General features: G+C 48.4%; 9 protein-coding genes. 7 read left to right on the top strand and 2 right to left on the bottom strand.

Annotated elements, in window-relative coordinates; translation table 11 throughout:
- Positions 1-485: 485 nt before the first annotated feature.
- Entirely contained in the window at positions 486-2078 is a 1593-nt protein-coding gene (locus EL628_RS27965; RefSeq protein WP_126583264.1) for an APC family permease, read from the bottom strand.
- An 809-nt stretch (positions 2079-2887) separates the two neighbouring features.
- On the opposite strand from EL628_RS27965, the gene EL628_RS27960 reads away from it, so the two are divergent.
- From EL628_RS27960 to EL628_RS27930, 7 genes are all read left to right on the top strand, one after another.
- A complete protein-coding gene (locus EL628_RS27960; protein WP_126583263.1) occupies positions 2888-4852 on the top strand; it encodes a primary-amine oxidase in 1965 nt (654 codons plus the stop codon).
- A 174-nt stretch (positions 4853-5026) separates the two neighbouring features.
- Positions 5027-6676: a flavin monoamine oxidase family protein gene (locus EL628_RS27955; protein ID WP_161975834.1), complete on the top strand. Its 1650-nt coding sequence runs from the start codon at positions 5027-5029 to the stop codon at positions 6674-6676.
- A 64-nt stretch (positions 6677-6740) separates the two neighbouring features.
- The gene (locus EL628_RS27950) at positions 6741-8312 is read left to right on the top strand and encodes a PucR family transcriptional regulator (RefSeq protein WP_126583261.1); all 1572 of its coding nucleotides are present in this window, start codon (positions 6741-6743) and stop codon (positions 8310-8312) included.
- A gap of 124 nt (positions 8313-8436) precedes the next feature.
- A complete protein-coding gene (gene gabT / locus EL628_RS27945; RefSeq protein WP_126583260.1) occupies positions 8437-9732 on the top strand; it encodes a 4-aminobutyrate--2-oxoglutarate transaminase in 1296 nt (431 codons plus the stop codon).
- Between the two features lie 3 nt (positions 9733-9735).
- Positions 9736-11193, top strand: coding sequence for an NAD-dependent succinate-semialdehyde dehydrogenase (locus EL628_RS27940; protein ID WP_126583259.1), 1458 nt, complete (start codon positions 9736-9738; stop codon positions 11191-11193).
- A gap of 156 nt (positions 11194-11349) precedes the next feature.
- The gene (locus EL628_RS27935; RefSeq protein WP_126583258.1) at positions 11350-12852 is read left to right on the top strand and encodes an amino acid permease; all 1503 of its coding nucleotides are present in this window, start codon (positions 11350-11352) and stop codon (positions 12850-12852) included.
- 95 nt (positions 12853-12947) lie between these two features.
- Positions 12948-14444 (top strand): gamma-aminobutyraldehyde dehydrogenase, encoded by a 1497-nt coding sequence (locus tag EL628_RS27930; RefSeq protein ID WP_126583257.1) that lies wholly within the window; start codon positions 12948-12950, stop codon positions 14442-14444.
- A gap of 189 nt (positions 14445-14633) precedes the next feature.
- Here the strand turns inward: EL628_RS27930 and EL628_RS27925 are convergent, their stop codons facing one another.
- Positions 14634-15623 (bottom strand): LLM class flavin-dependent oxidoreductase, encoded by a 990-nt coding sequence (locus EL628_RS27925; RefSeq protein WP_126583256.1) that lies wholly within the window; start codon positions 15621-15623, stop codon positions 14634-14636.
- Between the last annotated feature and the right edge of the window lie 355 nt (positions 15624-15978).

Genomic DNA, 15978 nt, shown 5'->3' with positions numbered 1-15978 from the left:
ATAAGAGCTTGATAGCAAATATACATTTCCATTCTAATCAAAAATGATTATTAATGTCAAATAGTTCAAAAAATAGAAACATATGGCGGCGGGATATAGAGTTTAAATAAGTAGTTATAATTATGTTCCATATCTGATCTACTATAAAAGTAAATTACCCTTTTTCTGATACATCAAAGCTTGTTCAAGGAGGTGGGCATTTTTTTCCATCCTGGTGAAAACGTCGTTGAGCGAAGCATAACGTTGTGCTGGAAGCTCAAAAAAAAATGAGCTGGTGCTTGAGTGAGCATTCCGATCTCACTGGATTTGACAGGGATAAGCCTCAGCCAGTCATCTGGTCGTTTCAGTACCAGAACAGCCTCCTCTCAAGAGATGAGAAGAGGCTGTTGGCAGTATGAGATGAAGCGGAATACAGTCCTTTTCATCTTATACTGTCTATGAATACGTTGCGTATATTCCGTCAGGGTAATAACGATTTTCGACTTTTAATCTCCTAAAGCGGCAGCATTGCCCTCCAGAATTGGTTCATTAAGCTGTACACTGTCCAGATTCAGTTCGATTTCTACAAACTTATTCTTCTTCTCTCTTTGCCCTAAGATAAAGAAGACAATGGTGAGCAAGACAATAAAGATAAGCGGTGAGAACTGAGTAAGTTCGTAGGTCAGGCGGGTAATACCTGTATACTTGCTGATAGTAGCGTCTGTTGGAATCAAGAGATAGTAGCTGGCCAGGGCTGCATACGCGAATGGCAAGAGTGTCACAATCCAGGCTCCCAACTTCCCAAAGGGGACCTCATAGACGCGTTTCACGTTGGGATATTTGTACTTGAGGATCAGGTAGGCAGGGAAGATAAAGAGATAAGAGAGCGTGCTGGTAGAGATTGAGAAGCCCATCACGAGACTAAACAATGTTCCAATATTAGGATCGGTAGAGAATGCAGTGATTGCAATTGCGGCCCCCATTGCAATTGTGGCCACGATGCCCGACATCGTATTCACCACAATAGGCGTTCCGTACCGGCTACTGAAGCGTCCAATGAAAGCTGGAGCATTGCGATCCAGGGCAGAGATGGCCATCGTGCGATCGGCACCAATAAGCCACGAGCCACCGCTAGAGGCAACCGCAATAATCGCACCCAGAGCTACGAGTGCACCCAGAGTCACCGCAACAGGCGCTGGCAGGATAGTCGCAACTAACTGGAAGGAAGCCAGGAAACCAGAGGCATTGTTTAACTGGTCTTTAGGCAGAGCAAAGGTAATCACTGCGATGGGAATAGCGTAAATCAGAACAGTACTCAAACCAGCTCTAATGATTGATTTCGGAACATCCTTTTGAGGATTAATCATCTCTTCACTGGCTCCATTCTGGAGCTCAAAACCAACCCAGTTAAAGATGAGCGCAGGGAGGATAGCGCTGAAAATCAGACCAATATCGGTCGAGGGAATAAGCTCTTTCAGGGTGAAGTGAGCGCCTGTGGCATGGCCTCCAAAGAAATAAGTGCTGGCGAGTAAGACAAAAACGGCAAAAAGAGCAATTTTGACATAAGAACCGATGAGCGTGAGCCACTTTCCAAAGTGTAAAGAAGTGATGGCACACCAGGTCGTTCCCCAGATAAAGATGAGTGCAACCAGCATTTCAAAACAAGCATCAACGATTGGATTCCCGCCCCACACTATATTTGGATTGCCAAACCAGAAGGTTTTAATAGCAGTGATGGCTGTCACTGAAAGCGTACCACCAACCCACAATGGATTCGAGATCCAATAGAGCGTTGCGGCCAGTGCTGCAAAAAAGCGTCCGCCAGCCATTTTACACCACTCATATACTCCGCCCTCTTGTGTAAATGTGCTTCCTAACTCAGCAGTCAGCAACCCATAGGGGAAGAGGAACGTAACGGCTGAGATCAACAGCCATGTAAGAGCCTGTGCACCATTTGTTGAGATAACACCCAGAGTATCGATACCAACAATAGCCGCGACCGTATAGAAAATCATGTCAAAAAGTCGGAACTCTTTCCGCAATTTCTTCTTTTCTGAGAGAGTCGCTTCTGTGGTAACTTCACGAATAATCGCGCCCATACTGATTGCCTCCTTCACAGCATATGTGAAATGGATAACAAGGATGATTATGAACGATAAAAATGGGCATACTAATAAAGAGATGAGATCGGGTGGTGGAGATCCATCAACTGATGCATCGCCATGTGATCCTATGCGGCATTGATAGGCAGCACGACCAATCACAGTAGTGTTGTTGGAAGCATAGAGAGGCCATTTTCACACTCTCTTCTTCTCTTTCAAGGTGGTGGTTTTGAAGAGTAAGGAGTCCATGTATGCAAGTGGTTTCTTTAATTATGAAGAATGGAACAGCTTCTGTCAATACATTATTGAGCTTATTTTGCTTTATAGTTGGAGTCATCATGGCCAGATATTCTTTATGGTGTATCATTTAGCCATAGTCATATGATGGTACGTTTGAGGATAAGAGAGGAGGCTAAGCAACGATAGACGTGCCTTGAAGTCAGGCGAAAAGGGATCAATTCGCTAGTATAGGTTGAATGGAGGGCACTTCTGCCAGAAGGTAGCCTGTTCTTTTCAGGGAACATATAGATTGTTTCACCTCTAATTTGTGGATGTTCTGACTATAAAAACTGCACATTGCTATCGAGCATTGACAGGTCGCAGTTGTCCATTTACAATTTAGGTAATTCAGTGCTCAAAAAAACCTGTTCAAATGCCTCCACATTATTTCTATCAGCATTGATTTTTACTTGATACCAGAGTGTTTCCTGGTATAGGTAAAAATGAAATGATGGTAGCAAATCTACCTGACAATTTCTATTTCCAAATCTGGAAATATGCAGCTACTACAAGAAGGTACAATCCTTATGACCGAGATTCCTCATGCTATTGCGCACAGTTCGACCGCAACGGTTCAGCATCCTTTAGAGCCATTGACGGCAGATGAGATCAGATCTGCTGTACAGATTGTGCGCGCCGAGAAGAAATTGCCAGAGAGCACACGTTTTGTGTCAGTGAACCTGCAAGAACCTGCCAAAGATGTAGTGCTGACTTTTACATCAGGCGATGCCGTTGTACGTGAGGCTTTTATCGTGTTGCTTGACTATCTCGCTGAGCAGGCATATGAGGCTGTCGTTTCGATTACGGATCAACGGGTTGTCAGTTGGCGGGAATTGGATGGTGCACAGCCATCGATTATTCCTGATGAGCTGGCTGATACGGAAACCTTATTGAAGGCACACCCTGCGTTTCAAGAGGCTTTACGAAAGCGTGGTATCACTGATCTGGATCTGGTGATGGTTGATAGCTGGTCCGTTGGATATTATGAGACGGAAGATGTACAGCGCCGCCGACTTCTGCGCTCTCTACCGTATATGCGTAAAAACCCTGGAGATAATGCCTATGCGCATCCGATTGAGGGGATTGTAGCTTTAATCGACCTGAATCGAGGCGAGGTTGTGCGCATTGATGATTATGGTGCACTTCCTATTCCGCCGGAATCGGGTAACTATACTCCAGAGGCTGTTGGTCAACTTCGCACGGATTTAAAGCCCATTGAGATTACTCAGCCTGAAGGGCCAAGTTTTTCTGTCAATGGACATGAGATTAGCTGGCAGAAATGGCGTTTTCGCATCAGTTTTAATACGCGTGAAGGTCTGGTGCTGCATACGCTCACCTATGAGGACAAGGGGCGTGAACGGCCTATTTTGTATCGTGCATCACTGGCAGAGATGGTTGTACCCTATGGTGACCCGGGAGTCAGCCACTATCGTAAGAATGCATTTGATGCAGGCGAGTATGGGTTAGGAACGCTTGCCAATGCGCTTCAACTGGGCTGTGATTGTCTTGGACATATTCATTATTTTGATGCCCTTATGACTGATGGGCGTGGAGAGGTGATCACCCTGCCCAATGTTGTCTGTATGCATGAGGAAGATTATGGCATCTTATGGAAACACTATGACTGGCGCACAAACAATACGGAAGTTCGCCGCTCGCGCCGTCTGGTGATCTCCTTTATCTGTACTATTGACAACTATGAATACGGGTTCTTCTGGTATCTTTATCTCGATGGAACAATTGAGTTTGAGTCAAAGTTGACAGGCATTATGAGCACCGGAGCCGTCGCTCCAGGCGTAAAGCCAAAGTATGGTGCCCTGGTTGCTCCCCAACTGATGGCTCCGAATCATCAACATATCTTTAATGTGCGCCTTGATATGATGGTCGATGGTCTACAGAACTCTGTCTATGAAGTTCATACAGAGGCTGAGCAGCCCGGTCCTGAGAATCCGCATGGCAATGCTTTCTTTGCTAAAGCAACGTTGCTTGCAACTGAATCCGAGGCGCAGCAAGTGGTTGATCCATTGCGTAGCCGTTATTGGAAGATCGTGAATCCGACAAGCTTTAACGCACTGGGAGATCCTGTTGCCTATAAGTTGATGCCTGGTGGCAACACGCTTCCTTTTGCCCATGCAGAATCCAGTATTATGCAGCGTGCAGGCTTTACGCAGAAGTCGCTCTGGGTGACACCCTATCATCCAGATGAAAAGTATCCAGCCGGAGATTATCCGAATCAACATCGAGGTGGAGATGGGCTGCCACGCTGGACGCAAGCGAATCGCTCGATCGAGAATACGGATGTTGTTGTCTGGTACAACATGACTGCACACCATATTCCCTGCCCTGAAGACTGGCCTGTCATGCCCGTTCACTATCTCAATTTTATGCTGAAGCCAACCGGCTTTTTTGATCGTAGCCCCGCTTTAGACGTGCCCCCCAGTACGCCACAACAGGACCATTGTTGTGACCATGAGCATCATGAGCATCACTAGCTAAAACCCCTGGCATGCTGTGCAATTTATCCTGATTGTTCAGCATGCCAGTCTCTCTCTTTTCATTCTCAACTTGTGACCATGATCGGTCATACGGAAGTCATTACGCTTTGTCTGGGTTTCCCAATGCTACTAATAACGGATTATGTACACACAGGAAGGACCTTTTACAAGATGGCCAGAACACCACTTATGCGTGCACTCCAGCGATTAGCTTATGAGCATGCACAGGCAGATGAGCAGCAGATCACCGTTGCAGAGGTACGAGAACACCATCGCACGTTGCCCAGTCGTCGAGATGTTCTGAAAGGACTCGGAGCGGTTGCTGCGGGCGTTACACTCACCGATCCTCTTGGCTTCACGGGTCATGGACAAAAAGCAGAGGCTAGCTCACCACCCAGGATTGCAATTATTGGTGCTGGCATTAGCGGGCTCAATGCTGCACTAACATTGCAGGATAAAGGGTATAGCACAACTATTTATGAATCCTCATCCCGTGTGGGCGGGCGTATGCACTCTGACACGACCACATGGGCCAATGGTCAGACCAGTGAATGGTGTGCTGAGCTGATTGACACCTCGCACAAAACGATTCAGCAGCTCGCCAGACGGTTCAATCTGTCACTTGTTGATCTTCCAGCAGCCGAACCCAACAGTTCTCAGGATACCTATTATTTCTTTGGCAAATACTATTTACAAAGTGATGCTGATGGTGATTTTCAGCAGGTCTACAAGGTTTTGAAGGATCAGACCCAGGCTGCTCCATTTCCAACGCTCTACAATAGCTATACTTCAACGGGCTATCAGTTAGACCATCTGAGTCTGTATGATTGGATCGAACAATATGTAGCTGGCGGACATCAGTCAAATATGGGGCAGTTGCTTGATGTGGCCTATAATATCGAATATGGCCGCGAGACAAAAGAGCAGAGTGCGCTGAATCTGGTCTATCTGCTCTCGTATCAAGTGTCCCCTGGAAATTTCAAGATCTTTGGGGCATCGGATGAGCGTTACCATATTGTTGGGGGCAATCAGGGCCTTCCGATCGCCATTGCCAATAGTTTGCCAGCTGGCTCGATTAAACTGAATTGGAAAATGACCAGATTGGTTGCTAATGCTGATAGCAGTGTTACGTTGACGTTCTCTACACCTGCTGGCTCACAACAGGCCACCTTTGATCGCGTCATCCTTACCCTTCCGTTTAGTGTTTTGCGTACATTGGATTATAGTCAGGCAGGCTTTGATACGCTTAAAAAGACCGCAATTACAAAACTGGGTTATGGAACTAATTCCAAGCTTCAGCTCCAATTTGATACACGGTATTGGAATGGAACAGGAGCATGGCCGGGTGTTAGTAATGGCAATAGCTATACCGATCTCGGATATCAGAATACATGGGATGTGACGCGTGCTCAGCCCGGTGCATCGGGGATTATTGTCAATTATTCGGGTGGGGCTTATGGAGCCTCATTTCAGCCAGTATCACCTTATTCGACCAGCGCTGTAAGCAAAACTCAGGATGCCGCCCATACCTTTTTGAAGCAGCTAGAAATGGTCTGGCCTGGTATCAGTGCTCATTATACGGGAACAGCGTCTCTTAGCTATCCCACAGGAGATCCAAACCTGCTGGGGAGTTATGCTTGCTGGCTTGTGGGTCAATATACACAGTTTAGTGGCTATGAAAGGGTTCGGCAGGGGCATATTCATTTCGCTGGCGAGCATTGTTCTCTCAATTACCAGGGCTACATGGAGGGGGCAGCGGAAGAGGGTGCTCGAGCTGCGCAAGAAATTTTGACCGATTATGCCAATGGATTGGTACCTTGACCAGCTGATGATAATTGAGTAAACACATGTTGAGTGTGCCTGTATCCTGGGGGAGGAATAACGGATGAAACTGCTTGATTTGCTCTCACTTCCAGTTCTGGAGGGGACTCATGTGGTGGCGGGAGAAGCAGGTCTGGAGCGCGATGTACGCTGGGTGCATATTAGCGATCTTCCAGATATGTTACCCTGGGTACAGGCAGGTCAATTTGTGCTCACTGCGGGCTATGCGTGGCCTCGGGAGGAGGAACGGCAACGCATCCTCGTGCGAGCTCTGGCAGAGCGCAACCTGGCCGGGGTTGGTCTGGCCGTCCCTCATTTCTTTGAGCATTTTTCGGAGGTTGCTCGCGAAGAGGCTAATGCTGTGCAACTGCCTCTGTTAGAGATACCCTGGGATGTTCCCTTTGCTCGTATTACAGAGGCATCTCATAGAATGCTGCTTGCTGAGCAATATCGGGTTATTGAACGTTCAGAAGCCATTCATCGTGCCCTGACAAAGGCTGCTCTGGGAGAGGGAGGGCTACAAGATCTGGCCATGACCCTTAGCAATTTAACGCAGCGTTCAGTAACTTTTGCCGATACAGAGGGACATGTTCTGGCTGCTCAAGTGGTTGGGACAGAGGGAGGAAAGAGCTTTCCCCTCTTCTTTGACCATCTGACTGCATCGGGGTATCTGAAAAACATCGCCACCAGTAGCGAGCCGCTTCATATTCCAGCCTTTCCCGAGCAAGGTTTTTCCGAGTGTATTCTCTGCCCCATTCGATTGCAGGAAGAGCAGGTGGGCCTGGTCTGGGTGCTTGAAGGGAACGATGCCTTGAGCGAACTGGACGTACGTGCAGCTGAACATGCGGCTATCGTCGCGGCTCTTCATATTGCGCATCAACGTGAATTAACCTCCATCGAGTCGCGTTTTGGCTATACCTTTCTTGACTCATTGCTTGAAGGACGCTTTGAAGCGACCCCCTATACCCTGGAGAGGGCCCGTCTGCTGGGATTTAATCCTGATGAGAGTTATCGCGTGGGCCTGGTCATTTTAAATGAGCCTGTTCCATTGACGCGAGATGGCTTCTTGCGCCGCGAGCGGTTGATCGAGAAATTGCGCCAGCGCTTGCGTTTTTTAAATCAGGCCCCGTTGCTCTCTGTCTCTATCAATCAGATCCCGTTTCTCTTGCCAGAAAGTTGTCCAGGTGAACGTATCTGGAGCGTTTTAAAGCAAGACAATGTCACATTGGCCTTTGGACTTCCTCATCAAGGCGTAGTAGGGGTACAGCAGAGTTATCGAGAAGTCCTCTCTTTACTGTCATCGATTCCAAGCAAGAGTCTCTACTACTACGAGACGTTACTCTTACCACGAGTACTTGTTGGCGACCAAGAGGCGCAAGAAACCTTTATCGATGCTTTGCTGGGGCGTTTAAAGCAGCAGCGCAATGGAGATATTCTGGTTACGACCTTATTAACCTGGGCTCAGACTGGTTTTCGTGCCTCAATTGCCTCAGAACAGCTCAGTATCCATCCAAAGACCCTCCAGTACCGCCTGGTTAAAGCTGCTGAAATAGCAGCATTGGATCTCAATGATCCAGATATTCGCTTTAAATTGCAGCTTGCGTGTCATCTTTTATCCTTAAAAGATAAAAGGTAACCATTTTTTTTATCCACTATGACACTAGTTTTTTCTTTTTTTTCTAAGTATATTTGAGCTATACAGTTAGTACATATGCAAGTGTATGGTTCAAACATTGGTAGAGAAGAGTGAGGAAGGCTGTATGCTTAGCAACCAGTCTCGAACGGAGGCCCTGCAAGATTTGCGTGCAAGTCAGGTGCCTCGAGGGGTATCCAACGCGCATCCAATTTTTGCAGCTTCTGCCCGTGGAGCATTCCTGCAAGATATTGACGGCAAAGAGTATCTCGATTTTGTTGGAGGCATCGGAGTACTCAATGTTGGACATAATCATCCCAGGGTCATGCAAGCGGTCCAGGCGCAATTGGAGCACTTTACGCATACATGCTTCCAGGTGGTTATGTATGAGCCTTATATCCGTCTGGCGGAACGCCTTAACAGGCTAGCACCAGGAGATGAAGCCAGGAAGACAATCTTTTTGACAACGGGAGTAGAAGCGGTCGAAAATGCTGTCAAGATTGCACGTGTTGCGACGAAGCGACCTGCAATTATCTCGTTTACACATAGCTTTCATGGACGGACGCTGATGGGTATGAGTTTGACAGGGAAGGCGACCGCCTACAAACAGAGCTTTGGTCCGTTTGCACCAGAAGTCTATCATGTGCCTTACCCCTATGAGTACCGTGGTTGGAGTAGTGAGCGAGCTCTGGAGGCGCTACGCGAGCTATTGCAGACCCAGGTGACTCCCGATCAGGTTGCGGCGATGATTATTGAGCCAGTCCTGGGCGAAGGTGGTTTTGTGGTGGCTCCACCTGAGTTCCTGCGTGAGCTTCGTAAGCTAACGTCGCAACATGGCATTCTGTTGATTGCCGATGAGATTCAATCAGGCTTTGGGCGAACGGCAAAGATGTTTGCAATTGAGCATAGTGGCGTTGTGCCGGACATGATTACCATTGCGAAGAGTATGGCTGGTGGTTTGCCACTCTCGGGAGTCATTGGACGGGCCGATGTCATGGATGCACCTGCCCCAGGGGGTCTGGGAGGGACGTATGCAGGAAATCCGTTGGCCTGCGCGGCAGGTCTGGCAGTACTGGATGTTTTTGAAGAGGAGCATCTGTTAGCCCGAGCTGAAGAGCTTGCCATTCTCTTTCGTACGGCTTTCTTACACCTGCAAAGTGAGGTACCAGCCATTGGTGATGTTCGTGGTTTGGGGATGATGCAGGCTCTGGAGTTTGTGCATGATCCTCAGACGAAGGAGCCTGCTCCTCAATTAGTAGATGCAATTATTACAAGAGCACGTGATCAGGGCATCTTGCTTTTGAAGGCAGGGCTTCATGGGAATGTTCTCCGTATTCTGGTTCCACTCGTGATCTCAAATGAGAGCGCTGAGCAAGCGTTGCAGACCTTGTCGACTCTGATTAGAGATGTTGTCAAAGGATAAGTCATGAATGAGCTGAATGGTTCAGCAAATGGTCTGACACAGGGCATCCAACAGGCTTTTATTGCTGGTAACTGGCACACAACTGAGCATACATTTCCGATCTACAATCCAGCCACTGGCGAGCAGATTGCTCAGGTTGCCGATTGTGGAACGTCTGAGGCTGAGCAGGCTGTTCACGCATCAGTAGCAAGTTTTGCTCAGTGGAGGCAGGTGACAAACTTTGAGCGAGCTCGTCTGTTGAGGCGCTGGTATGAGCTGATGCTGGAACAGGAGAGCGAACTTGCCTCTCTTATGGCTCAGGAGATGGGCAAACCGGTTCGGGAAGCCAGGGGCGAGGTTAAATATGCAGCCTCTTTTGTCTCCTGGTATGCGGAGGAGGCAACGCGTATCAATGGGAGCATCTTGCCGAGCCAATTTGCGCAGAAGCGTTTGCTCGTCCAGAAGCAGCCCGTTGGCCCTGTGTTTGTGATTACACCCTGGAACTTCCCAGCGGCCATGATTACCCGTAAAGTTGCGCCAGCTTTAGCTGCTGGTTGTACAATCACTGTCAAGCCCGCAGAACAGGCTCCACTGACCGCGTTGTATCTTGGGCGGCTGTGGGAGCAGGCAGGAGGACCTCCTGGAACCTTTCAGGTGCTTCCAACCTTTGAGCCAGTTCCAGTTGCAACCGTATTCCTGGAGAGTCCCCAGATTCGTAAGCTCAGCTTTACGGGATCGACTGAGGTTGGAAAGATCTTAGCGGCCCAGGCTGTACCAACCCTCAAGCGTGTCTCTTTAGAATTAGGCGGGCATGCACCTTTTCTGGTCTTTGAAGACGCGGATATTGCAGCCGCTGTGAAAGAGACCATTGCCTGTAAGTTCCGTAACGCGGGCCAGACCTGTGTCTGTACCAATCGAATCTATGTCCAGGAGACGATCAAAGATCGGTTTGTGGCTGCCTTTGTCGAGGCAGTTGCGCAGCTACGGCAGGGCGATCCTCTGCTGGAAGAGACCGATATTGGTCCACTGGTCGATCAGCAGGGATTAACAAAGGTGCAGGAACATGTTGCAGATGCATTGGACAAAGGGGCACACCTTGTGACAGGTGGTCAGCTTCGTGAAGGCCTCTTCTATCAACCAACAGTCCTGACCGATGTTCAGCCTGGGATGCGCCTGCTGACTGAGGAGACCTTTGGTCCGGTCGCTCCTATTCTGACCTTCGAAACAGAGGAGGAAGCTATTAAGCTGGCAAATGATACTCCTTATGGCCTGGCGGCCTACTTCTGGACGCGTGATATTGGACGAACCTTCCGCGTTGCAGAAGCATTGGAATACGGCATTATAGGGGTAAATGATGGTCTTCCTTCAACCGCTCAGGCTCCATTTGGAGGGATCAAAGAGTCCGGGTATGGACGTGAAGGCGGTAGCTGGGGGCTTGATGAGTACCTTGCAGTGAAATATATCTCCCTGTCATTACCTTGAGTGGTCTTTTATTCTGACGTCTTTGACTCCTCTACTTTTTGACCTTCGTTGTCCCTATTGCAGTAGTATTGTTGGGAGGATCTATACGTTTTTCGCGAGTGCTACATGTTTCCGCGGGTCTCATTTCGTTTTCTTCTTTTGAAAGGAGCCGTAAAGATGTCTTCTGTAAGCACCCCTCCTCAGTCTGGCGATGAATCTCTGGGTCAATATGGATACAAACAGGAACTTCGTCGAGATATTAAGCGTTTTGCCTCTTTTGCAGTCTGTTTTTCATTTATTTCGATTACAACAGGTATCTTCTCAACCTATGGCACTATTTTAAATACTGGCGGCCCTCTCGGCATCTGGACCTGGCCTGTCTCCGTGATTGGACAGCTTCTTGTGGCGCTGGTCTTTGCTGCTCTGGCAGCACGTATGCCTATTGCTGGCTACTCCTATCAATGGATGTCTCGTCTGACGAACCCAAAGATTGGCTGGCTCATTGGGTGGATTGCCTTTACCTTTTTGATTGTGGTCACTGTCTCGGTTGACTATGCCATCGCATCCGTCGCGCTACCAGCTCTTTTGAGCTACACGGCGACAGCTCTAAATGAATGGTTGATTACAGCAGGTATTCTAATTATTCAGCTCCTGCTGATCGTGTTTTCCACAAGATGGACGGCTCGCCTCAACAATGTGGCCGTGGGGACTGAAGTGATTGGGATTGTGGTGTTGACCATTCTATTGCTTGTGGTTGGTCTGATAAGTGGCGGACTCCATCCTGACCATCTGTTTAGTTATGGAGCGATCTCTGCCAGCGGGTATTTTAACCTGGGAACGCTTACCGCAGTTGGACCATTTTTTCTCTCTTTCTTGTTAGGGGCTTATACCATTGTTGGTTTTGAGGCTGCTGCAAATCTGGCTGAAGAGACAGAAGAAGCGCATCATGTCGTTCCTTTCTCGATCTGGCTGGCCGTCTTATTGAGTGGTATCGTTGGAATGGTCTTCCTGATCGCGCTCAATCTGGCCTCTGGCAATCTGAAAGATCTGGCTGCATCAGGCACACCTGTGGCTGATATTGTGACACAGACCCTGGGGACTGTTGTTGGTGATATCTTCCTGGTCATCGTGACATTTTCTATTTTTGCTTGTGGCATGGTTGCCTTTATCACCGCTACCCGACTGGTCTGGGCTATGTCGCGAGATCAGCGTTTCCCTGCCCACACTATCTTGCGCCGTGTTGATGTTCACACCAATACTCCCCTGACAGCAACCTTGCTATGTGGCCTGTTGATGGAGATTGTCCTGGCCGTCTTCGCTTTTCAATCGGATGCCTTGCTCAATCTGTTTAGTGCCTCTTCTCTGCTCCCTGCAATCATCTACCTTGCTACTGTAATTATGTATATTGTAGCGAAGAAGAAGCTTCCAGCTTCTAAAGGGTTTCATCTGGGCGCCTTTGAATGGCCCGTCATCATCCTTGCCCTGGTCTGGCTGGTGTTTGAGCTTTCAATCTTCCGTGATGCATCTTTTGCGAAGCCCTGGCTTTATACTGTCATTATGTTTGCGATTGGCCTGATCTACTTTGTCTATCTCCTGTTTGCAAACCCCGCTGTCCTGAGCGTTGCAAGTGTGAGTGATGAGCCCCAGGTGGATCTTATACAGCCAGATGTCCAGGCTTAAGAGGTAGAGCGTCTCTGTCCAGATAAGATTTTTTATCTGGACACCTTTTTTAGGTTTTGGTTTTGGCATCGTAGACGAGAAAGGGATCTCTGACAATGACTGAGTACAAAATGCTTATTGATGGTGAACTGGTTGGGAGTAGTAGTGGGAAGCTTGTAGATGATATCAACCCAGCTACAGGTGAAGTTATCGCCCAGGTACCTGAAGCCTCACTAGAGGATATGGAGCGGGCGGTGGCCGCAGCTCGGGCGGCCTTTGATGATGGTCGCTGGTCCAGACTGCCACATGGTGCCCGCGCCGCTACATTGGAAAAACTGGCGATCCTCATAGAACAGCATAGTGGGGAACTGGCGGCCTTAGAGTCACAGGATACAGGAAAACCCATTAAGCTGGCGCGCGATAGCGATATCCCCTTTGCCACTGATAATCTCCATTTCTTTGCTGGTGCTGCTCGCCACCTTACAGGCTCGGCCTCCAGTGAATACACGGGTGGGCATACCAGCATTATTCGGCGCGAACCAATCGGTGTTGTGGCCTCGGTCGCTCCCTGGAACTATCCTTTTATGATGCTTGCCTGGAAGATTGGTCCAGCCCTGGCGGCAGGCAATACGGTAGTTTTCAAACCCTCGCCCGAGACACCTTTAACCGCGCTAAAGCTTGGTGAACTTGCATTAGAGGCAGGCATTCCTGCGGGCGTCCTGAACATTATCACTGATGGGCCCGAAGTTGCTCCTCGGCTGGTGGGGCATAAAGCGGTCAATATGGTCTCCATTACTGGAAGTACGCGCAGTGGAAAGTATGTCATGCGCACCGGAGCGGAGACCATCAAACGCGTTCATCTTGAGCTTGGTGGTAAGGCTCCCTTTATCGTGTATGGGGATGCGGATCTTGATGCGGCTGTGCAGGGAGCCGTCGTTGGTGGTTATGTTAACTGTGGTCAGGACTGTACAGCGGCCACGCGGATCTATGTGCAGGATGGCATTTATGATCAGTTTGTACAAGCATTTGTGCAGAAAGTAAAGCAGATTCGTGTTGGTGATCCCAGGCTAGAGAGTACCGACATGGGCCCATTGATCTCTGAGAGGCAGCGTCATTCGGTAGAAGGTTTTGTTGAGCGCGCCTTGCATGCTGGAGCCAATATCGTTACGGGTGGGAAACGGGCTATCATACCAGGTTTTGAGAAGGGCTATTTCTTTGAGCCGACCATCATCGTTGAAGATCGGCAGGATGCTGAGATCGTTCAATCTGAAGTCTTTGGTCCAGTGGTGGTTATCTCTCGTTTTAGCACAGAAGAAGAAGTGCTACAGAAGGCCAATGGCGTCGTCTATGGCCTGGCGGCTTCAGTCTGGACCAGAGATATCTACAAAGCCATGCATGCGAGCCAGCGTCTTCAGTTTGGAACCGTCTGGATCAATGATCATCTGCCGATTGCCTCCGAGATGCCTCATGGAGGATACAAAGAGAGCGGCATTGGAAAAGATATGTCGATGTATTCCTTTGACGAATACACTCAGATCAAGCACGTTCTGGTTGAATTGACCGGAGAGGCTCGCAAAGGCTGGCACTATACCGTCTTTGGTGATCCGGAATAGATTCTATGCGGTTATCCATTGTTCCAGGGCCTCCATAGCTACCATGATCAAGCTTATGGAGACCCTGGAACAATGGATAACTTCTCTGAAAACGGAGTTTTCATGCCGAGTGGTGAATACCATTCATGAACGTCTACTCATAAGCCTTCTGCTCTCTATGAGCCATAGTAATGGCTGCACCATGCACACCTAGCCGGGATGTTGGATAGCTGGCATTATTTCCTTTGCAAAGATCTCAAGCGTTTCAGTATCTGTTGGAAAGGCATATATGATGAAGTATTGGATGCCCATATTCACCAGCGTTTGGATCTGTACCTTTACCTCTTCTGCTGTTCCAACAATAGCACCTTTGACCGAATCTTTGTGGAGGGGGAACTGGCTTTGTTTCGCTACTACCTCCTCCGGCGTTCGGGCAACCAGGAGAGTTGGAACAAAGTAACTGCGCAAAATAGTCTCAGGAGGACGGCCAAATGTTTCGCAATGAACATTGAGCGTCTCGAATTTACGTTGCACATCTTCAAGACGAAACGTACTGCCAGTCCAGATATGAGGGCCAAAATTACTCATATCGGCATATTGAGCAACCTGGCGCAGCGTCACACGCTCACCACCACCACCAATGAGAAGAGGGACATGAGGGTGTTGAACAGGGAGTGGATGGCCGTTGGCTCCTTCAAGCTGAAAATGGGTACCCTGATAGTGAAAAGGCTCTCCTCGCCAGAGGCCCTGGATAATCTGAATAGTCTCTTCCAGCCTTTCCTGGCGTTCGCGTATATTCGGAAAAGGCAAACCTAACTGTTTAAACTCAATCTCATCGTCGCCCATGCCTAACCCAAGGATCAGGCGACCCTTACTGACGCGGTCTACATCTGCTGCCATGCGTGCCAATACGGCTGGATGGCGATAAGAAGTACAACTCACTGCGGACATTAAACGAATACGTTTGGTCGCCACTGCCAACATAGCCAGCGTTGTCCAGCAATCAGCAGCCCCTGAATTGGTAGGATGATCGAAGATACAGGCTGCATCATACCCCAGTTCTTCAATGAACAGAATCTCTTTCAGGAGAAATTCCCAATCCATAAAAATGTTCGCAAGAATACCATAGCGTATTGTTTGTTTTCCCTCAGCGATCCAGTCGGGCGTTTCCCATGTCTGTCCTGCTTTTTCGTTCGTCAAAACAGTCTCCTTCTTGTTACCATCCAGCAGTCAAAGCTGATTGCTTCCAACAGAACAATAAAAAGAGAAAAGGTGCTGATGCCTTCCAATAGACCAGTGTTATTTTTAAGCTCTTCAAATACAATTATACCAGAGAATATACTTTGTTGCACCGCTTATGAATTGATGTCCTACGAAAATCCTTCGGAGCTCTGGGTGGTAGGCTACGCTACCTTCTTCCTTCTTTTAGAGAAATAGCAGATGCTAAAGACAATCCTCTTAGTATACTTATTTGTATGCGTAATTGCAAATATAATGTGATATGTCAATGTCTCTCCAACATGATAGTTTATGAAATTCCTGTTCCCCACGATTC

It is taken from the genome of Tengunoibacter tsumagoiensis (assembly GCF_003967535.1).
GTDB lineage: Bacteria > Chloroflexota > Ktedonobacteria > Ktedonobacterales > Ktedonobacteraceae > Tengunoibacter > Tengunoibacter tsumagoiensis.
Note: the sequence above shows the minus strand (reverse complement) of the source record. Positions and strands in the feature narration are given on the sequence as shown.

Bases quoted from the DNA above. Each gene is read 5' to 3' on its own strand.
- EL628_RS27965 (WP_126583264.1), bottom strand. From the start codon at position 2,078: ATGGGCGCGATTATTCGTGAAGTTACCACAGAAGCGACTCTCTCAGAA.
- EL628_RS27955 (WP_161975834.1), top strand. From the start codon at position 5,027: ATGGCCAGAACACCACTTATGCGTGCACTCCAGCGATTAGCTTATGAG.
- EL628_RS27940 (WP_126583259.1), top strand. From the start codon at position 9,736: ATGAATGAGCTGAATGGTTCAGCAAATGGTCTGACACAGGGCATCCAA.
- EL628_RS27935 (WP_126583258.1), top strand. From the start codon at position 11,350: ATGTCTTCTGTAAGCACCCCTCCTCAGTCTGGCGATGAATCTCTGGGT.
- EL628_RS27960 (WP_126583263.1), top strand. From the start codon at position 2,888: ATGACCGAGATTCCTCATGCTATTGCGCACAGTTCGACCGCAACGGTT.
- EL628_RS27930 (WP_126583257.1), top strand. From the start codon at position 12,948: ATGACTGAGTACAAAATGCTTATTGATGGTGAACTGGTTGGGAGTAGT.
- EL628_RS27950 (WP_126583261.1), top strand. From the start codon at position 6,741: ATGAAACTGCTTGATTTGCTCTCACTTCCAGTTCTGGAGGGGACTCAT.
- gabT (WP_126583260.1), top strand. From the start codon at position 8,437: ATGCTTAGCAACCAGTCTCGAACGGAGGCCCTGCAAGATTTGCGTGCA.